At 59.2% G+C, this 18763-nt stretch carries 16 protein-coding genes and 1 pseudogene; 5 read left to right on the top strand and 12 right to left on the bottom strand.

Translation table 11 applies throughout. The features are described from left to right. Positions 1-104 precede the first annotated feature (104 nt). The 5 genes and pseudogenes from AXW79_RS20265 (at position 105) to yacG (ending at position 3882) form a co-directional block, all read left to right on the top strand. A pseudogene (locus tag AXW79_RS20265) lies at positions 105-1345 on the top strand (type II secretion system F family protein). Positions 1346-1408: 63 nt separating this feature from the next. Next, the gene (locus AXW79_RS20260; RefSeq protein ID WP_005314162.1) at positions 1409-2284 is read left to right on the top strand and encodes a prepilin peptidase; all 876 of its coding nucleotides are present in this window, start codon (positions 1409-1411) and stop codon (positions 2282-2284) included. A 19-nt stretch (positions 2285-2303) separates the two neighbouring features. Then, entirely contained in the window at positions 2304-2918 is a 615-nt protein-coding gene (gene coaE / locus AXW79_RS20255; protein ID WP_005314164.1) for a dephospho-CoA kinase, read from the top strand. Positions 2919-2955: 37 nt separating this feature from the next. Next, positions 2956-3678, top strand: coding sequence for a cell division protein ZapD (gene zapD, locus AXW79_RS20250; protein ID WP_005314166.1), 723 nt, complete (start codon positions 2956-2958; stop codon positions 3676-3678). Between the two features lie 9 nt (positions 3679-3687). Continuing rightward, a complete protein-coding gene (gene yacG, locus AXW79_RS20245) occupies positions 3688-3882 on the top strand; it encodes a DNA gyrase inhibitor YacG (RefSeq protein WP_005314167.1) in 195 nt (64 codons plus the stop codon). Between the two features lie 76 nt (positions 3883-3958). Here yacG and mutT read toward each other — a convergent pair whose 3' ends face one another. The 12 genes from mutT to murD all read right to left on the bottom strand — a co-directional run bounded on the left by mutT (position 3959) and on the right by murD (position 18761). Further along, entirely contained in the window at positions 3959-4366 is a 408-nt protein-coding gene (mutT, locus tag AXW79_RS20240) for an 8-oxo-dGTP diphosphatase MutT (RefSeq protein WP_005314168.1), read from the bottom strand. An 8-nt stretch (positions 4367-4374) separates the two neighbouring features. Then, the gene (locus AXW79_RS20235) at positions 4375-5547 is read right to left on the bottom strand and encodes a tetratricopeptide repeat protein (RefSeq protein ID WP_005314169.1); all 1173 of its coding nucleotides are present in this window, start codon (positions 5545-5547) and stop codon (positions 4375-4377) included. 74 nt (positions 5548-5621) lie between these two features. Next, positions 5622-8342: a preprotein translocase subunit SecA gene (gene secA, locus AXW79_RS20230; protein WP_005314170.1), complete on the bottom strand. Its 2721-nt coding sequence runs from the start codon at positions 8340-8342 to the stop codon at positions 5622-5624. A gap of 59 nt (positions 8343-8401) precedes the next feature. Next, a complete protein-coding gene (locus AXW79_RS20225) occupies positions 8402-9307 on the bottom strand; it encodes a M23 family metallopeptidase (RefSeq protein WP_005314172.1) in 906 nt (301 codons plus the stop codon). Between the two features lie 149 nt (positions 9308-9456). Then, on the bottom strand, positions 9457-10380 hold the full coding sequence (gene lpxC / locus AXW79_RS20220) for a UDP-3-O-acyl-N-acetylglucosamine deacetylase (RefSeq protein ID WP_005314180.1): 924 nt from the start codon (positions 10378-10380) through the stop codon (positions 9457-9459). A gap of 101 nt (positions 10381-10481) precedes the next feature. Then, positions 10482-11633, bottom strand: a complete 1152-nt coding sequence (gene ftsZ / locus AXW79_RS20215) for a cell division protein FtsZ (protein ID WP_005305686.1) — start codon at positions 11631-11633, stop codon at positions 10482-10484. A 40-nt stretch (positions 11634-11673) separates the two neighbouring features. Further along, positions 11674-12933 carry a cell division protein FtsA gene (gene ftsA / locus AXW79_RS20210; RefSeq protein ID WP_005314183.1) on the bottom strand — a complete coding sequence of 420 codons (1260 nt, stop codon included), beginning with the start codon at positions 12931-12933 and terminating at the stop codon, positions 11674-11676. Then, positions 12914-13666, bottom strand: a complete 753-nt coding sequence (locus AXW79_RS20205) for a cell division protein FtsQ/DivIB (protein WP_005314185.1) — start codon at positions 13664-13666, stop codon at positions 12914-12916. Before AXW79_RS20205 ends, ftsA begins: the two co-directional genes overlap by 20 nt. A gap of 97 nt (positions 13667-13763) precedes the next feature. Then, on the bottom strand, positions 13764-15218 hold the full coding sequence (gene murC, locus AXW79_RS20200; protein ID WP_005314186.1) for a UDP-N-acetylmuramate--L-alanine ligase: 1455 nt from the start codon (positions 15216-15218) through the stop codon (positions 13764-13766). Beyond that, on the bottom strand, positions 15215-16300 hold the full coding sequence (murG, locus tag AXW79_RS20195; RefSeq protein ID WP_005314188.1) for an undecaprenyldiphospho-muramoylpentapeptide beta-N-acetylglucosaminyltransferase: 1086 nt from the start codon (positions 16298-16300) through the stop codon (positions 15215-15217). The genes murC and murG overlap by 4 nt, the downstream gene beginning before the upstream one ends. Further along, entirely contained in the window at positions 16297-17481 is a 1185-nt protein-coding gene (ftsW, locus tag AXW79_RS20190) for a cell division protein FtsW (RefSeq protein ID WP_005314192.1), read from the bottom strand. Before ftsW ends, murG begins: the two co-directional genes overlap by 4 nt. Further along, a complete protein-coding gene (gene murD, locus AXW79_RS20185) occupies positions 17478-18761 on the bottom strand; it encodes a UDP-N-acetylmuramoyl-L-alanine--D-glutamate ligase (protein ID WP_005314194.1) in 1284 nt (427 codons plus the stop codon). Before murD ends, ftsW begins: the two co-directional genes overlap by 4 nt. Positions 18762-18763: the final 2 nt, after the last annotated feature.

Raw genomic sequence — 18763 nt, 5'->3', positions numbered from 1 at the left:
TGATCCAGGTGATGCCGAACCGGCGTCCTTGACGATTCCCATCAGGCCAGGGCATCCAGACAACAAGAGAGTCGGATGCCAGCGCCCAATTGCAGGATGCAGTGATGGCAACGCTAACGCAAAAACAGAATGCCCCCAAGAAAGTCTTTGCCTTCCGCTGGAGCGGGGTAAATCGCAAGGGTCAGAAGGTATCCGGCGAGCTACAGGCCGACAGCATCAATACGGTCAAGGCCGAACTGCGCAAGCAGGGGGTCAATGTCACCAGAGTGAGCAAAAAGAGCCAGGGGCTTTTTTCCAAGGGTGGCGCCAGGATCAAACCGATGGATATCGCCATCGTTTCCCGTCAGATCACCACAATGCTCTCCGCCGGGGTACCTCTGGTGCAGAGCCTGCAGATCATAGCCCGCAGCCATGAAAAAGCCGCGATGCGCGAGCTGATGGGCCAGATAGCTGCGGATGTGGAGACAGGCACCCCGATGTCAGATGCCCTGCGCCGCCACCCTCGCCACTTTGATGCGCTCTATTGCGATCTGGTGGAAGCGGGCGAGCAATCCGGCGCGCTGGAAACCATCTACGATCGCATCGCCACCTACAGAGAAAAGTCGGAAGCGCTCAAGTCCAAGATCAAGAAGGCAATGTTCTATCCGGCCATGGTCATCCTGGTCGCCATCGTCGTCACCTCCATACTGCTGCTGTTCGTCATCCCGCAGTTCGAGGACATCTTCAAGAGCTTTGGTGCCGAGCTGCCCATCTTCACCCAGTTTGTCATCGGCATCTCCCGCTTCATGCAGAATTGGTGGTATGTGATTTTTGGCGGGATAGGGCTTGGCATTTTCCTTTATGTACGAGCGTGGCGCGCGTCCCAGAAGGTCAAAGACAACACAGACAAGTTCATCCTCACCATTCCCGTGGTGGGCATGATACTGCACAAGGCGGCTATGGCCCGCTTCGCCCGCACCCTTTCCACCACCTTCTCGGCGGGCATACCCCTGGTGGATGCACTGATCTCGGCCGCCGGCGCCTCAGGCAACTATGTCTATCGTACCGCCGTCATGGCCATTCGCAACGAGGTGGTAGCCGGCATGCAGATCAACGTGGCCATGCGCACCGTGGATCTCTTCCCCGACAGGTGATCCAGATGGTGATGATCGGTGAGGAGTCAGGCGCCATCGATGATATGCTCTCCAAGGTCGCGACCATCTTCGAGCAAGAGGTCGATGACTTGGTCGACGGCCTCACCAGCCTGCTGGAGCCTCTCATCATGGTGGTGCTGGGTGTACTGGTCGGCGGCATGGTCGTCGCCATGTACCTGCCCATCTTCAAGCTGGGTGACGTGGTAGGCTGATCCGCGAGGGTGTGCACTCACAACGGCATGCCCTTTTCCCAATTTCATGACAGACGGTTGGTTATGACACTTCTTCTCGAGCTGGCACACGGCTTGCCATGGCTCTACTTCTCGCTGGTTTTTCTCTTCTCCCTGATGATCGGCAGCTTTCTCAACGTGGTGATCCACCGCCTGCCCATCATGCTGGAACGGGAGTGGCAGGCCGAATATCGCAGCTATTTCAGTTCAGACACGCCGCAGCCAGAAGATGACGAGCGCTACAATCTGATGGTGCCGCGCTCCTGCTGCCCTCGCTGCAATCACCCCATAACGGCCTTGGAAAACATTCCCCTGCTGAGCTGGCTCTGGCTCAAAGGTCGCTGCCGGGGCTGCCAGGCCGCCATTTCGGCTCGCTATCCGCTGGTGGAGCTGCTGACCGCGCTGCTCTCTGTGGTGGTTGCCATGACGCTCACCCCTGGCTGGGGTACGCTGGCTGCCCTCCTGCTGACCTGGGTGCTGGTGGCGCTCACCTTTATCGATCTGGACAAGATGCTGCTGCCGGACCAGCTCACCTTGCCGCTACTGTGGGGCGGGCTGCTGTTCAACCTGCTGGGCGGATACGTGCCTCTCGGCGATGCTGTCATCGGCGCCATGGCAGGCTATCTGGTGCTGTGGAGCCTCTACTGGGCCTTCAAGCTGCTTACCGGCAAGGAGGGCATGGGCTATGGGGACTTCAAACTGCTGGCAGCGCTGGGAGCCTGGCTTGGCTGGCAGGCGCTGCCCATAGTACTGCTGCTCTCTTCTCTGGTCGGCGCCATCTTCGGCATTGGCCTCATTTTGCTGCGCAACCATCACCAGAGCAAACCCATCCCCTTTGGCCCCTATCTCGCCATCGCAGGCTGGATCGCACTGCTCTGGGGCGATAGCATCACCCGCTGGTATCTCTCCACTATCCTCTGAAAAAAGGGTGCACTGACCCATGTATATCGTTGCAATCACAGGCGGTATTGGCAGCGGCAAAACCACCATTGCCAACCAGTTTGCCGAGCTTGGCATAGACATAGTGGATGCGGACGTCATCGCTCGCGAAGTCGTGGAGCCCGGCACACCGGCCCTGGCCGCCATCGCAGCCCAGTTTGGCCCCGAGATGCTGGATCCGCAGGGGCAGCTCGATCGGCGCCGCCTGCGGGAGCGGGTATTCAGCGATCCTGACGCCAAGGCATGGCTCAACGGCCTGCTCCATCCGCTGATCCGCCAGGAGATGCTGCGCCAGTGCGCCAACGCACGCTCGCCCTATTGCCTGCTGGTGGTGCCGCTGCTGATCGAGAACAGACTTACCCAGCTCGCCAACCGGGTGCTAGTGATCGATGTGGATGAGGCAACCCAGATTGAGCGGACCTGTCGCCGGGATGGCGTTAGCCGGGCGCAAGCAGAGGCCATTCTGGCTGCACAGGCAAGCCGTGCCGAGCGGCTCGCGGCAGCCGATGACGTGCTGGACAACCAAAATGACGCAGCCGAGACCATAAAGCGCCGGATTTTAGCGCTGCACGAGACATATATGGCATTTGCCTCTCAACAAGCCAGTCAAGTGTGAGTACACTAGGCCGGTTTATGGCTGGCCAGGATTAGGCATGATTTACGATTTTCCCCTCAATGAAAAAAGCCGGACCTATCTTCGTCTGGAGTCTCTCTTTTCCCAGATCCGCGACAATCTGGACAGTGACCAGTCCTGGGCACACATCGCCTTCTTCAAGGGGTTGTTCGATCTGCAAGAATTGCTGGAGCGCGGAGACCTGCGAGCCGATCTCATCAAGGATCTGGAGCGTCTCGGCCAGCGTCTGAGCCACTGGGCCAGTCTGCCGGATGTCGATCTGGAACAGATCAAACAGATGCAGCAAGAGAGCACCCAGCTCTCTCGCAACCTGCTCAGTGCCTCACGCCCCGGCGCTCGGCTGAAAGAGGATAGACTGCTCGGCTCCATCCGTCAGCGCTTCTCCATTCCGGGCGGTCTGTGCGCCTTCGATGTACCGCAACTGCATCACTGGCTAGGTACGCCGACGATGGTTCGCAACCAGCAGATGCAACTTTGGCTCAGCGACATCAATCTGCTGATGAATGCCATTACCCTATTGCTGCGGCTATGGCGTGAATCCGGCAACTTCAGCGACGAGATCGCTACCAATGGTTTCTTCCAGGATACTGCCGAGAATGCGGAACTGATCCGCATCCGCCTGCCCGATGCCCAGCAGTGCTATCCGACGCTGAGCGGCCACAAGAACCGTTTCGCGCTGCGCTTCCTGCCCACTACAGAGCAACAGATTGGCGACGTTCCCTTCCAGCTCGCCTGCTGCTAAGGAGTAACCATGGTCACCAAAGTAAAGTGCCCGACGTGTAAAACCGAATTGGAATGGGGGCCGCAGAGCCCGTTCCGCCCCTTCTGCAGCAAGCGCTGCCAGCTGATCGATCTTGGCGAATGGGCGGATGAAGAAAAACGAATCCCGGGCCCAATCAATCCGGACCTGCTGCCTTACCCGGATGAAGGTGAGCAGTGGCAGTGAGCCGCACACAAAAAAGGGCCGACAAGGCCCTTTTTAATTGCTGTCAAATCCGTAGCAATGACTTAGCCAGGGTCAATCAGACCGCCAGAGAGGCTTGCAGCCGCCCCACGATAGGACCGTTGGCATCCGGGAACTGGTATTCATGCAGTGATGCCAGCGGCACCCACAGGCACTCCTGCCCCTCCTTGCCAAACGGCTCACCGCTAAAACGGGTTACCTTCCAGATATCCAGCAATACCTGCTTCTCGGGGTAGTCATGATGCAGCTCCATGAAGGGAGCGCAATCCAGCACCCGGATACCAATCTCTTCCCACAACTCCCTGTCCAGCGCGGTGAGCAGGTCTTCCCCCGCCTCTACCTTGCCACCCGGGAACTCCCAGCGATCGCCCTGATGGCGGTCTGAAGAGCGCTTGGCGATGAAGATATCGCCCTGCTCATTCTCGATGACGCCAACCGCCACCCAGATCCGTTTTTTCTGTTCCATCATTGTCCTCAACGTAAACACGGCAATGTGGCTATCCAGGGGGCCAGCCGACGAGCTTGCAGCGCCCCTTGCGCCGTAAATATATCCTGCCCCACATGTTCAGTCCCGTCAGGTGCGGGAAGGGGCCAGGGGATGGCCCCTGGCGGGGTGAAGCAACGGTCATGAACCAGACAGCTCTGGGCCAGATAGCTCCAGAGGGTGTCACGCAGAAACCATTGGTCTATGTTCGGCGTTTCCATCGCCTCCGGTTGATAGGTATCCAGCGGCGGCAACACGCCGGCCACCCCACCCCACATACCCGCCAAGACCAGGTCGGTATGGCTCCACCAGTCCCGCATGATATGAAACCAGCGGCCCGATGCAAGCCAGCCATCAACGGCAACCCGCTCTCGCACGCCCGGTACTGAATCCACATCCCGCACCAGAAAGCGGCCTACTTGCGGGTCGTTGGCCACCTGAAAGCGCCAGCACAGGCGCTGGCGCAGGGATTGACCAGACGCTTGCATGCACACCTCGGCACCCAATTCCCCCAGAGTGGCAAGCAGCGTCGACGGCACGCTCTCATCCACATAGAAACGAACGCGCCACCCCGGATAGAGGTAGGACGCAGCCAGCATATTGTCGACAGCTCCGCGCAAATAGCGGGGCGCGCTGCCCCACAGAGAGAAGGCGATGACATTCTGCTTGCCGGCGCGTCCTGCCAGCCAGGCATCAGGCTCTCCATCGGGTAACGACCAGCCCTGTGGCTGCTGGCGGACCGCCCTATCCTTCAGGATCAGCGCCCTGGTTCCAGCGGCAGCCGCCTCGACATAGCGCCCACGTTTGGCTTGCGAGGTGCACAACCCATCCAGGGCATGGAAATCCTCAGGAGTGCGTACCAACAGGGTTTGCAGCCTCTCCACCGCACGTTCATGCTGACCCGAACGTGACAGACAGACGCAGAGATTGCGCAGCACCTCGTCGTTATCAGGAGCCGCCTGATGTGCCATCTCCAGCACCTGTGTGGCAGAGGCCGGGTCATCACACAAGAAGAGGTAATAGGCAAATTGCAGCTGCAATGCCACTGGCTTTGCCGCAGTACTGTTCAGCTTTATCAGCAGTTGCTGGATCGCAGCCTGTCTCTGTCCTCCACGCCAGCGCTCATGGGCACTGGCATCCCATCCTGTCGGCATTTTGCTCATGGTCTTCCCTCTCCTTTTGCCGCCCTGAAACAAATGCACCGCCCGGAGGCGGTGCATGAAGCGTCACTGTGCGATCAGGTCAACTGACCGTGGCAATGCTTGTATTTTTTGCCGGAGCCACAGGGGCAGGGATCGTTGCGACCGATCTTCTGCTCATCCCGTACGAAGGTGGTGTGACCCTCTTCGCCTGCGGCCTCTTCATCGGCCAACTGGCTCTCTGCGGTGGCATGGGTGTAAGTGCGGGGAGCGGCTTCGGACTGCTGGCGCTGCTGCTCTTCCAGGGCTTCCACGTCACGCTCCTGCACCTGAACACGGCTCAGTATGCTGACCACGTCGCGCTTGAGGGTTTCCAGCATCTGGGTGAACAGATCGAAAGACTCGCGCTTGTACTCCTGCTTGGGGTTCTTCTGGGCGTAGCCGCGCAGATGGATGCCCTGACGCAGGTGATCCATGGCCGCCAGATGCTCCTTCCACAGGCCATCCAGGGTTTGCAGCATCACCGCCTTCTCGAAGTTGCGCAGCACCTCGACACCGACCAGTTCCTGCTTGTGGGCATAGAGTTTGGTGGCTTCGTCCAGAATGCGCTCGCGCAGCTTCTCTTCATACAGCTTGTCATCTTCCGCCAGCCACTGCTGCAACGGCAGATCCAGCCCGAAATCGGCTTTCAGACGCGCTTCCAGACCCGGCACATCCCACATCTCTTCCAGAGACTGGGGCGGAATGTATTCGTCGATCACGGCGCCATAGACATCGTCACGGATGACGTGGATGGTCTCGGAGATGTCGTTGGTATCCAGCAGCTCGTTGCGCTGCTCATAGACCACCTTGCGCTGGTCGTTGGCCACGTCATCGAATTCGAGCAAGCTCTTGCGGATATCGAAGTTGCGACCTTCCACCTTGCGCTGGGCATTTTCGATGGCCTTGGTTACCCAAGGGTGCTCGATGGCCTCGCCCTCTTCCATGCCCAGCTTCTTCATCATGCCAGTCACGCGATCGGAGGCGAAGATCCGCATCAGGGTATCTTCCATGGAGAGATAGAAACGGGAGGAGCCCGGGTCACCCTGACGACCGGAACGGCCGCGCAGCTGGTTGTCGATACGACGGGATTCGTGACGCTCGGTACCGATAATGTGCAGACCACCTGCGGCCAGCACTTCATCGTGACGCACCTGCCAGGCCGCTTTCAGCTCGGCGATTTGCTCGTCAGTCGGGTTATCCAACTGGGCAATCTCGGCCTGCCAGTTGCCACCCAGCACTATGTCGGTACCACGACCGGCCATGTTGGTGGCGATAGTAACGGCGCCAAGCTGACCTGCCTGAGCTACGATTTCCGCTTCCATGGCGTGGAACTTGGCGTTCAGTACCTTGTGCGGAATATTCTCCTTGGTCAGGATGCCGGAGAGCAGCTCGGAGTTTTCGATGGAGACAGTACCCACCAGCACCGGCTGACCACGGGAGACACAACCGCGAATGTCTTCGACGATGGCGGCGTATTTCTCCTGGGCAGTCAGATAGACCAGATCGCCCATGTCTTTACGCACCATCGGCTTGTTGGTCGGGATAACCACTGTATCCAGGCCGTAAATCTGCTGGAATTCAAAGGCTTCGGTATCCGCCGTGCCCGTCATGCCCGCCAGCTTGTCATAGAGACGGAAGTAGTTCTGGAAGGTGATAGAGGCCAGAGTCTGGTTCTCGTTCTGGATCTTGACCCCTTCCTTCGCCTCGACGGCCTGGTGCAGGCCATCAGACCAGCGACGACCCGGCATGGTACGGCCGGTGTGTTCGTCAACGATGACGATCTCGTCTTTTTGCACTATGTAGTCGACGTTGCGCTCAAACAGGGTGTGGGCACGCAGACCGGCGTTGACGTGGTGCAGCAGGCTGATGTTGGTCGCGGAGAACAGAGAGTCCTCTTCTGCCAGCAAGTCCTCTCGCTTGAGCAGCTCTTCCACGAAAATCTGACCATTTTCGGTCAGCAGGGCCTGACGGTTCTTCTCGTCTACCGTGTAGTGACCTTCGCCTGTGTACTCTTCGGTATCTTCCTTGTCCTGCTTGATCAGTTGCGGGATCAGCTTGTTGACCTGGATGTAGAGGGCGGAGCTGTCTTCGGCCGGGCCTGAGATAATCAGCGGGGTACGGGCTTCATCGATGAGCACGGAGTCGACTTCATCCACCAGCGCGTAGTTGAGCGGACGCTGGACACGCTGCTCTGGCGAGAACGCCATGTTGTCACGCAGGTAATCAAAACCGAATTCGTTGTTGGTACCGTAGGTAATATCTGCAGCATAAGCGTCACGCTTCTGGGACGCATCCATGCCGGGCACGTTGCAATCGACCGTCATGCCGAGGAAGGTGAACAGGGGGCGGTTAGCCTCGGCATCACGCTTGGCCAGATAGTCGTTCACCGTCACCACGTGTACACCACGACCGCTCAGAGCATTCAGATAGGCCGGCAAGGTAGCAGTCAGCGTCTTGCCCTCACCGGTTTTCATTTCAGCGATGCGGTTGGAGTCAAGCACCATGCTGCCGATCAGCTGGACGTCGAAGTGACGCATGCCAAACACCCGCTTGGAGGCCTCACGCACGGTCGCGAACGCTTCCGGCAGCAACTGATCCAGCGTCTCACCCTGCTCCAGACGCTGACGATATTCAGCTGTCTTGGCCTGCAACTCGCTATCGGACAAAGCCTCGAACTGAGGCTCCATCGCATTGATCTGTTTTACAATTTTGCGCAAAGCCTTGAGCGTTCTGTCGTTCCGGCTGCCGATAATCTTGGTAAGCAGTGTGCTAATCATGGGTACCAACTATTTCTGGTTATATAAGTGTTCCGTCACTGGAACCTGGAGAAAAAAACCTAACCCCGTCTGGCGTTGAGAAAGCGTGCGGGGTTGACCTGACGACCGTCTTTCAATACTTCGTAATGCAAATGGACCCCGGTCGCGCGACCGGTGCGTCCCATCAAGGCAATCTTCTGACCCTGATCGACTAGCGTGCCCACTTCAACCAGCAACTTGGAGTTGTGGGCATAGCGGGTCACCAAACCATTGCCATGGTTCACTTCCACCATGTTGCCAAATTCCGGATGGCGGCCTGCCCAGCTGATGATGCCCGGGCCCGTCGCCAAAATAGGGGTACCGGGCTTGCCACGGAAATCGACCCCTTTATGCATCTTGGCGCGACCGTTGAACGGGTCGACCCGACCACCAAAGCCTGACGAGATCCAGACCCGCTCCTGTTTGACAGGCGAGCCTGAAATAAAACCGGCATCGGCTATATGGTGATTCATGATGAAAGATTCAAGTACCGACAGCTGCTCTTCACGACTGCTGAGCTGCTGGCTGAGATGCTTCATGGAATCCTGCAATTCATTCAGGTTGACTTCCAGATCCACATCATAGGAAGGACCGCCCATAGGGGGCAGTTCCTTGAAATTGAACTCCTCGGGATCGAGGTCTGCCTGCTCGGTCAAGCGTTCACCGAGCGCATTGATACGACCCAGCTGCCCCTGTATGGTGCCCACCTGGGCGGCCAGCATGGCAAGCTGTTCGCGGGCTTCATCTGCCCCTTGAGTGGATGTCTGTTGTTCGGCCATGGCCAGCGCCACTTCGAGCGCATCCATTTTCTGGTGCCAGCTCTGCCAGAGCCAGCCGCCACCCAGGGCCAATACAGAGAAGAGGATTCCGCCGACCCAGGCCAGACGTTGTTTGGGCAAATGCAACTTGCGCCGCTGCTTGCCGTTGAGGATCAGGGTAATGCTCATAGAAATCTGTCTGCTCGGTCAGGTGAGGCCAGGAGCCTGCACGGGAAATAAAACCGGGAGATAATCGGTATCGGTATCGGTATCAGGATGGAAAAATGAATGACAGGACGTCGGTGCGGAGAGATGACCGACGTCCTGTTGCACAGCTATCAGGCCAGAACCAGACCGTTATCGTAGTAAGCGATAGGCGCTTTGGCACCCTCACCCTCGAAGGTGACCAGTTCCCAGGCCTCCTGCTTGGCCAGCAAGGCACGCAGCAGCTTGTTGTTCAGAGCATGGCCGGTCTTGTAGGCACGGAATTCGCCGATGATGCTGCGGTTACACATATAAAGGTCACCGATAGCATCCAACATTTTGTGTTTGACGAATTCATCTTCACAACGCAAGCCATCTTCGTTCAGTACCCGGTAGTCATCCAGCACAACGGCATTTTCCAGGCTTCCGCCCAATGCCAGGTTCTGGGAACGCAGGTACTCGATGTCACGCATGAAGCCAAAAGTACGGGCACGACTGATCTCTTTCACGAAAGAAGCACCGGAGAAGTCCAGCACGCAACGCTGATTGCGTCCTTCAAATACCGGATGCTGGAAATCGATCTCGAGATCCATTTTGAAGCCGTTGCGATAGGGGTGGAATTCCGCCCACTTGTCGCCGTCTTCAACCCGGATGCTCTGCTTGATCCGCACAAACTGCTTGGCAGCATTTTGCTCACGGATACCGACTTCTTGCAGCAGGTATATAAAGGGGTGCGCACTGCCGTCCATCACCGGGATCTCGGGTGCGTCAACCTCCACATAGAGGTTGTCGATCCCCATCCCGGCCAGCGCGGCAGAGAGGTGCTCAATGGTAGAGACACGGACACCGGCTTCATTGACCAAAGCGGTACAAAGCACGGTATCGCGCACCTGATCGGCATTGGCTGGCAGCGCTACCACAGGATCAAGATCGGTACGCAAGTAAACGATCCCTGTGTTAACAGGCGCCGGACGGAACGTCATTGTGACTTTCCGGCCCGAATGCAGGCCAACACCAGTGGCCTGGACACTCGTTTTCAAGGTTCTTTGTCTAATCATGGGCGTATCCGCTTAACAGCTCATATTCCGGACCAGATGGTCGTTGGCAGGCCATCTTAGCACATTCCTTAAGCAACAAACAAACTAGTGCCATTAGAGGCTTAGTCAGCTTGCTTGCGCAGGAACGCAGGAATATCGAGATAATCCGGTTCACGACGAGCTTGCGGCTCGGCGTTGACCACCTTGGCCGGGGCCTCTTCCATCACGCGAGACTGCAGGGCTTCGCTGATCAGGGGCTGACGGGCCGGACGCTCTTGTACCATATTATTTTTTACGAGCGTGATGTCGGGCTTGCGCTCGGCACCGATACCGGTAGCCACCACGGTCACACGCAGTTCGTCGTGCATTTCCGGGTCGATTACGGTACCCACCACAACAGTGGCGTTCTCGGAAGCGAAGGCCTTGACCGCGTTACCCACGGTTTCGAACTCTTCAATGGTCATGTCCATGCCGGCGGTGATGTTGACCAGGATGCCACGGGCACCGGCCAGATCCACGTCTTCCAGCAGCGGGCTGGAGATGGCTTTCTCGGCCGCTTCTTCGGCACGATCATCACCGGAGGCGGAACCGGTACCCATCATGGCGGTACCCATTTCACGCATCACGGTACGCACGTCCGCGAAGTCGACGTTAATCAGGCCCGGACGGGTGATCAGCTCGGCGATCCCCTGTACCGCACCCAGCAGCACATCGTTGGCTGCCTTGAAGGCGTCCAGCAGGGAGATGCCACGACCCAGTACCTTCAGCAACTTGTCGTTGGGGATGGTGATCAGGGAGTCGACGTTCTTGGATAGCTCTTCGATGCCGTGGGCGGCGAAGCCCATCCGTTTTTTCCCTTCGAAGGAGAACGGCTTGGTTACGACAGCAACTGTCAGTATACCCATCTCGCGGGCCACTTCGGCCACGATCGGTGCAGCACCGGTACCGGTACCACCACCCATGCCGGCGGCGATGAACACCATGTCGGAACCGGTCAGCAGCTCACGCAGCGCTTCCCTGTCTTCCATGGCCGCATCACGACCCACTTCCGGATTGGCTCCGGCACCCAGACCCTTGGTGATGCCACCACCGATCTGCAGAGTTGTGTTGGCGCTGGAGTTACGCAGAGCCTGGGCGTCGGTGTTGACGGTAATGAATTCGACACCTTCGATGTTTTGACGAACCATGTGCTCGACTGCGTTACCGCCGCCGCCACCCACACCAATCACTTTAATGACGGCTTCGTCAGTGTGGCTATCCATAAATTCAAACATGTTGTCTCTCCGCTTTATTTGCCTGACTCAGCAAAATCTTTTAGAACTCGCCACGCAACCAGTTGCTGACCCGTTTGACCAGCCCACCTACGCTTGCCTTGGCGGCATATTCCTTGCTACTGCCTGAAGATTGATGGGTGCGGCCGTACTGCAGCAACCCGACCGCGGTCGAGTACACAGGTGCCTGCACATAATCACTCAATCCCCGTATATTCATGGGCTCTCCCACCCGGACCTGGCTTTGGAAGATCTGCTCTGCGCACTCCACAATGCCTTCGATCTGGGCAGCGCCGCCGGTCAAGACCACTCCGGCTGCCAGCTGATGCTTGACCCCCTGCGCTTTCAACTCGCTTTGTACCCGCACCAGCTCATCATTCACCATGGAGAGCAACTCGGTGTAACGGGGTTCAATCACTTCAGCCAGTGTCTGCCGTTGCAGGCTACGCGCCGGACGACCGCCGACACTGGGTACTTCAATATTGTCTTCCTTGCTGACCAGACGGCCGAGGGCACAGCCATAGCGCACCTTGATCGCCTCTGCGTCAAGCGGCGGTGTGCCGAAGGCGTAGGCGATATCGCTGGTCACTGTGCTGCCGGCGTACGGGATCACCTTGGTGTGGCGCAGGGCACCGCCGGTAAACAGCGACATGTCCATGGTACCGCCACCTATGTCCACCACGCAGACACCCAGCTCTTTCTCGTCTTCGGTCAGCACGGCATAGCTGGAAGCCAGCGCGGAGAAGATCAGCTGATCCACTCGCAAACCGACCTTCTCCACACATTTTTCAATGTTGCGGGCCATGTCGTTGTGGCAGGTGATCAGGTGCACCTTGGCCGCCATCCGCACACCGGACAGACCAACCGGGTTCTTGATCCCTTCCTGGTAGTCGATGGCAAACTCCTGGGGCAGCACATGCAGCACCCGCAGCTCATCGGACAACCGTACCGACTTGGCGGTGTGGATGACGTTGTCCACGTCCTCCTGGGTCACCTCCTCATCGGAGATGGGCACCATGCCGGTTTCGTTGCGGCAATCGATATGCTTGCCGGACAGCCCCAGATACACAGAGCTGATCTGGCAGTCGGCCATCATCTCTGCCTCTTCCACCGCACGACGCAGGGACTTGACCACGGAATCGAGATCGTTGACCCCGCCCTTATCCATGCCACGCGAGGCGTGACTGCCCATGCCGATGACATTGAGCTCACCGTCTGGCAGCACTTCGCCGACCAGAACCGCCACCTTGGTTGTGCCGATATCCAGTCCGACAATCAGATTTCTATCTGCGGTTTTGGTCATTCACTTTCTCTTCGTTCTTCTTCCAGCCAACTGCCATTCCTGTGTCATATCGAAGATCCACATAAGCAACCCGCTCACGGGGTTCGATGACCGGAAAAGCATCGATAAACCGCTGCAGTCGGAGCGCAATATCCGCGCGCCCCAAAAACAGCTGAATGTTGCCATCCAGGGTCAATTCCCAGGCATGGCGGGGAGTCAGATTCACCCCCAGCAACTTGTATCCTCTGGCCGCCAGCTGCGCCTCGTACTGACGGCTGGCTTCCAGCACCTTGGCGGCCTGGTCTTCAGGCCCGGATAGCTGCATCAGGGGGGTCTTCACCCTGTCCGGCGCACTGAACACCTCACCCTTGGTGTTGACGAAGCGGTTGCCATTCCAGCGTGCCGCTACCGCCTGTTCGGTGAGATAGACCTTGATCTTGTTTGGCCACTTCTTGCGTACAGAGACCTGGGCCACCCAAGGCAAGGCGTTCAACCGCGCCTGTAATTCGTTAACGTCCAACTCGAAGAAGTTACGCAGCTCGACACCATCCAGCACGGCGCTACGCAACTCGTCGGTTTGCAAATACTGGTGTTGCCCCTGCAGCAAGAGCTCGCTCATGGGCAACCGGTTGGCATCCGTCAGCCAACCTTTAACATCCAGCGCAGTCTGGTAGAGACCCCACATGACCAGGATGAAAAATGCCACCCCTGCAATGAAGCCACCCTTGGTGCGCCCTTGTGCACTTGCCTCCACCCGATCTTTCCCCGTTTAACGCGCCACTTTGGCCCTTTGCAGACCGGCTCGCCATTATATAGGCGCCGGCTTGGCGGTCAAAATACTCATTGGGCCCTCAGGCGCCGGATTTCATGCTGTCGATGCTCAATTTCATCTCACCAAGACGACGGGACAAGGCACCTACGTTCCCGGCCCCTTGGGTCAGCACCAGATCCCCCTCGCCAATCAGGTCCGCCAGGATCGCAGGGACATCGTCCGGAGTAGCGGCAAAGATGGGTTCCAGGCTGCCACGGGAACGGATGGAGCGGCACAAGGCTCGACCATCTGCCCCAGGGATTGGCTCTTCGCCGGCGGCATAGACTTCCAGCATCACCAGCACATCCACCTTGGAGAGCACGTCCGAGAAGTCTTCATAGAGATCGCGGGTACGGGTGTAGCGGTGTGGCTGGAACACCATGACCAGGCGCTTGTCCGGCCAACCGGTGCGTGCGGCATTGATGGTCACCTTGACTTCGCTCGGATGGTGACCGTAGTCATCCACCAGCATGGCCTTGCCACGACCTGTCTCGAATTCACCATATTGCTGGAAGCGGCGTCCTACCCCTTCAAACTTGGCCAGCGCACATATGATGGCATCATCGCCGATCCCGTCTTCGGTAGCGACAGCAATCGCTGCGGCAGCATTGAGCGCATTGTGGATGCCAGGCAGGTTCAGGGTCACTGCCAGCTCGCCTGCATCCTTGCGACGCACCCGGAAACAGCTGCGATTGCTGGTCTGCACGAAGTCCAGTACCTGCACATCGGCGTCGTCGCTCAGACCGTAGGTGATGGTCGGGCGAGCGATCTCGGGCAACATGCCACGGATCACGGGGTCATCCACACACACCACGGCCAGACCGTAAAACGGCAGGTTGTGCAAAAAGTCGATGAAGGTGGCCTTCAGCTTGGAAAAGTCGCCACCGTAGGTTTCCATGTGATCCGCTTCGATGTTGGTCACGATGGAAACCATGGGCTGCAGATGCAGGAAGGAGGCATCGCTCTCGTCCGCTTCTGCAATCAGGTAACGGCTGCTGCCCAGACGCGCATTGGTACCGGCGCTGTTGAGCAGACCGCCGATGACGAAGGTCGGATCCCTGTCCGCTTCGGCATAGATGCTCGCCACCAGACTGGTGGTGGTGGTCTTGCCATGAGTCCCCGCTATGGCGATACCATGACGAAAACGCATCAGCTCGGCCAGCATCTCGGCGCGGCGCACCACGGGTATGCGCAACTCGCGGGCAGCCAGCAACTCGGGGTTATCCTGCTTGATGGCGGTAGAAACCACCACCACGCTCGCCTCGCTCACGTGTTCGGCACTGTGCCCAACGAAGATATGGGCACCCAGCGACGCCAGTCGCTCAGTCACCGCATTTCGGGCCAGATCAGAACCGGTCACCTGATACCCTTCGTTGGCAAGCACCTCGGCGATCCCGCCCATACCGGCGCCACCTATGCCGATAAAGTGGATGCGACGCACCCGACGCATTTCAGGGATCATGGTACGCAGTTTTGCCAGTTCAACCTTGGTCATAGTTCTCTCTCATTCTGCCCGGCTGCAAGTCGCTTGCATTCATCGGCAACCCGCTCGGCGGCATCGGTAATGGCAACATGACGGGCGGCCTGTGCCATGTTCAATAGGGTTTCCCTACGCCCGGCGAGCCAGGAGAGACGCGCAGCCAGAGAGGCAGTGGTCAGCTCGGATTGGGGCAGGAATTCAGCAGCGCCACCATCGACCAGGGTCAGGGCGTTGCGCGTCTGGTGATCATCCACCGCATGGGGCAGTGGCACAAAAATGGCGGCGACGCCGGCAGCGGCCACTTCGGAGACGGTCAGGGCCCCCGCGCGACACACCACCAGATCGGCCCAGGCATAGGCATCGGCCATGTCCTTGATAAACTCGCTCACCTCGGCCTCAACGCCCTGTTTGGCATACGCCTGTGCGACAGATTCACGATTGCCCTTGCCACACTGGTGACGCACTTCAATCGGCACGCCGGCAGCCGCAACCGCTGCTGGCACCTGTTCGTTGAGCACCCGGGCTCCCAGGCTGCCACCGACGATCAGCAGATGCAGCGGCTCTGTGCTGCTGCTTCGCTGCGGATCCGGCAAGGCGACCACTTCGGGTCGAACCGGGTTGCCCACCACAGCGGTGCGACGACTCGGCGCAAATGCCCCCGGGAATGCCATCAGCACCCGTTTGGCGAGGCGCGCCAGCAGTTTGTTGGTCAGGCCGGCCGCCGCATTCTGTTCGTGCAGCAGCAGAGGAATACCGGACAGCCAGGCCGCCACGCCGCCAGGGCCTGAGGCAAAGCCGCCCATGCCGAGCACAACGTCGGGCCGTATGGTCTTGAGCACGCGGCGAGCCTGCAGCACCGACTTGACGATGCGATAGGGTGCAGCCAGCAGACGCTTGATGCCGTTGCCACGCACTCCCTGAATGTCGATGAAGGAGATGGGATAACCGTGGGCGGGCACCAGCTCGGCCTCCATACGGTCGGCGGTGCCGAGCCAGTGGATGGTCCAGCCCTGGGCCTTGAGGCGATCGGCCACGGCCAGGCCAGGGAACACATGGCCCCCGGTACCGCCTGCCATCACCAGCAGTGTCTTGCTCACGAAACCTCCCGCACGCGCGCCTGGGCACTGGCCTGACGCAACTCGAAATCGATACGAACCAGCATGCTCACCGCCACCATCATGATGATGAGACTGGAACCGCCATAACTGACCAGCGGCAGGGTCAGCCCCTTGGTGGGCATCATGCCGCTGGCGGCGCCGACGTTGACGAAGGTCTGGAAGCTGAACCAGATGCCGATGCCAATGGCCAGATAGCCTTCATACAAGCGCTCGGCAACCAGCGCCTGGTGGCCCAGCTTGAGCGCTTTGAACGAGAGCGCAAAAATGAGAAACAGCGCGCCCAGCACGCCGGCATAGCCCAGCTCTTCACCCAGGATCGCAAACACGAAGTCGGTGTGGGCTTCCGGCAGGTACTCCATCTTCTGGATGGAGTTGCCAAGCCCCTCACCAAACCAGCTGCCACGACCAAACGCCATCAACGACTGGGTCAGCTGATAACCGCTGCCGAACGGATCGGCCCAGGGGTCGAGGAAGGAGGTCACCCGCCGCATCCGGTACGGCTCGGCGATAACCAGAGTCACTACGGCGCTCACCCCCACCAGGATAAGGCCGATGAATTGCCCTAGGCGCGCCCCCGCCAGAAACAACATCCCCAGAGAGGTGACAAACATCACGACCACAGAACCCAGATCAGGCTGGGCCAGCAGCAGGATAGCCACCACGAACAGCACGGCCATCGGCTTCATGAAACCGATGAAGCGCTCGCGCACCTCGCTCTGCCGGCGCACCAGGTAGCCCGCCAGATAGACAAACAGCGCCAGCTTGCCAAACTCCGCCGGTTGCAGGTTGAAGGGGCCAAGGGGCAGCCAGCGGATAGAACCGTTGACGCTGCGCCCCACCAGCAACACCAGCACCAGCATCAGGATGGCGAGTACCAGCATGGGGCCGTTGTAATGCTGCCAGCGTGCCATGGGCACCTGCAGCACAAACCAGGAGATGCCAAGAGCCATCACCAGAAACAGGCCGTGACGCTTCACGAACATGAAGGGATCGTTGTTGATGGCGATCCCCTCCGGGATCGAGGCAGAGGCCACTATCACCAGCCCCACCGCCATCAACGCCAGCGCCAGCACCACCAGCTGCCGATCGTAGAGACCTGCAGGGCGCGCCGGTAACAACCAGCGTTGCAGCAATCCTGCGACGGAGCGAAGGGCGCTCATAGTGCCAGCACCATTTTGGTGAAGTGATCGCCACGGGCTTCGAACGACTTGAATTGATCCAGACTGGCGCAGGCCGGCGCCAGCAACACCCAGTCACCCGGTCTGGCATCGGCCGCGGCCTTGGCCACGGCGGCGTCGAGGTCGGATACCCGCTCGGTCTGCTCACCGAGGGCGAGCAGTATGTCGGCATCCTGACCGAAGCAATACATGTGATCGATCTGGTGGCCAAGCAGTGCCTGTACCGGACCAAAATCCTGTCCCTTGCCCTGACCACCGGCCAGCAGCAACAGGCGTCCCTTGACCGCTTCCCGCACACCCGCCACGGCAGCCAGAGTGGCACCCACATTGGTGGCCTTGGAATCGTTGATCCAGCGCACTCCGTTCACCTCCCGCACGAAGCGGGCACGGTGGGGCAGGCCCTCAAAACGGCGCAGCACGGCGAGTTGCGGCTCGCGGGGAATGCCCACCGCATCGCACAGGGCCATGGCGGCCAGAGCATTCGCCTGATTGTGGGCACCGACGATCTTCATTTCGTCCACGGGGAGCAGCGGCTCACCGTGCAGGGTCAACCAGTGGCGGCCATCCAGCAGGCAGCGGCCATAGCCGTTGCAGTCGAGACCGAAGCTCTGCCATACCTGACCCACGTCGGGCTGGGTCTGCGCATCGTCCCGGTTGACCAGAATGTGTTTGGAATGCTGGTGGATCTCCATCTTGGCGGCGCGGTAATCGGCCATTCCCTGATAACGATCCATATGGTCTTCAGACAGGTTCAGCACCACGGAGGCGGCCGCACGCAGGCTGTGGGTGGTCTCCAGCTGGAAGCTGGAAAGCTCCAGCACGCAGAGGTCCATCGGCTGCTTGAGCAGTTCCAGCGCTGGCGTGCCTATGTTGCCACCGACGCCAACCTTGAGGCCGGCCTCGGCAATCATCTCGCCGACCAGGGTGGTGACGGTGCTCTTGCCGTTGGAACCCGTGATGGCGATCACCGGCACCTGGGTTTCGCGCACGAACAGCTCGATATCGCCAACGATACTCACCCCGAACTCGGCCGCAGCTTTCAGTTCAGGAGTGGCCAGGGCAATGCCCGGGCTCGCCACTATCATGTGCGCCTGCTTGAGCAGATCGCCATCCAGCCCATGGATCAGTTCTACCTCGGCGGGCAGTTGATCCTTGCCAGGTGGATTGGCGCGGGTATCCATCACCAGAGGCATGACGCCACGGCCGAGGAAGTAATCGACACAGGAGAGTCCGGTTTTACCGAGTCCGATGATGATGACCATGG

The sequence above is a fragment of the Aeromonas salmonicida subsp. salmonicida genome, assembly GCF_001643305.1.
Taxonomy (GTDB): domain Bacteria; phylum Pseudomonadota; class Gammaproteobacteria; order Enterobacterales; family Aeromonadaceae; genus Aeromonas; species Aeromonas salmonicida.
This window is presented reverse-complemented; position numbering and strand designations above follow the sequence as displayed.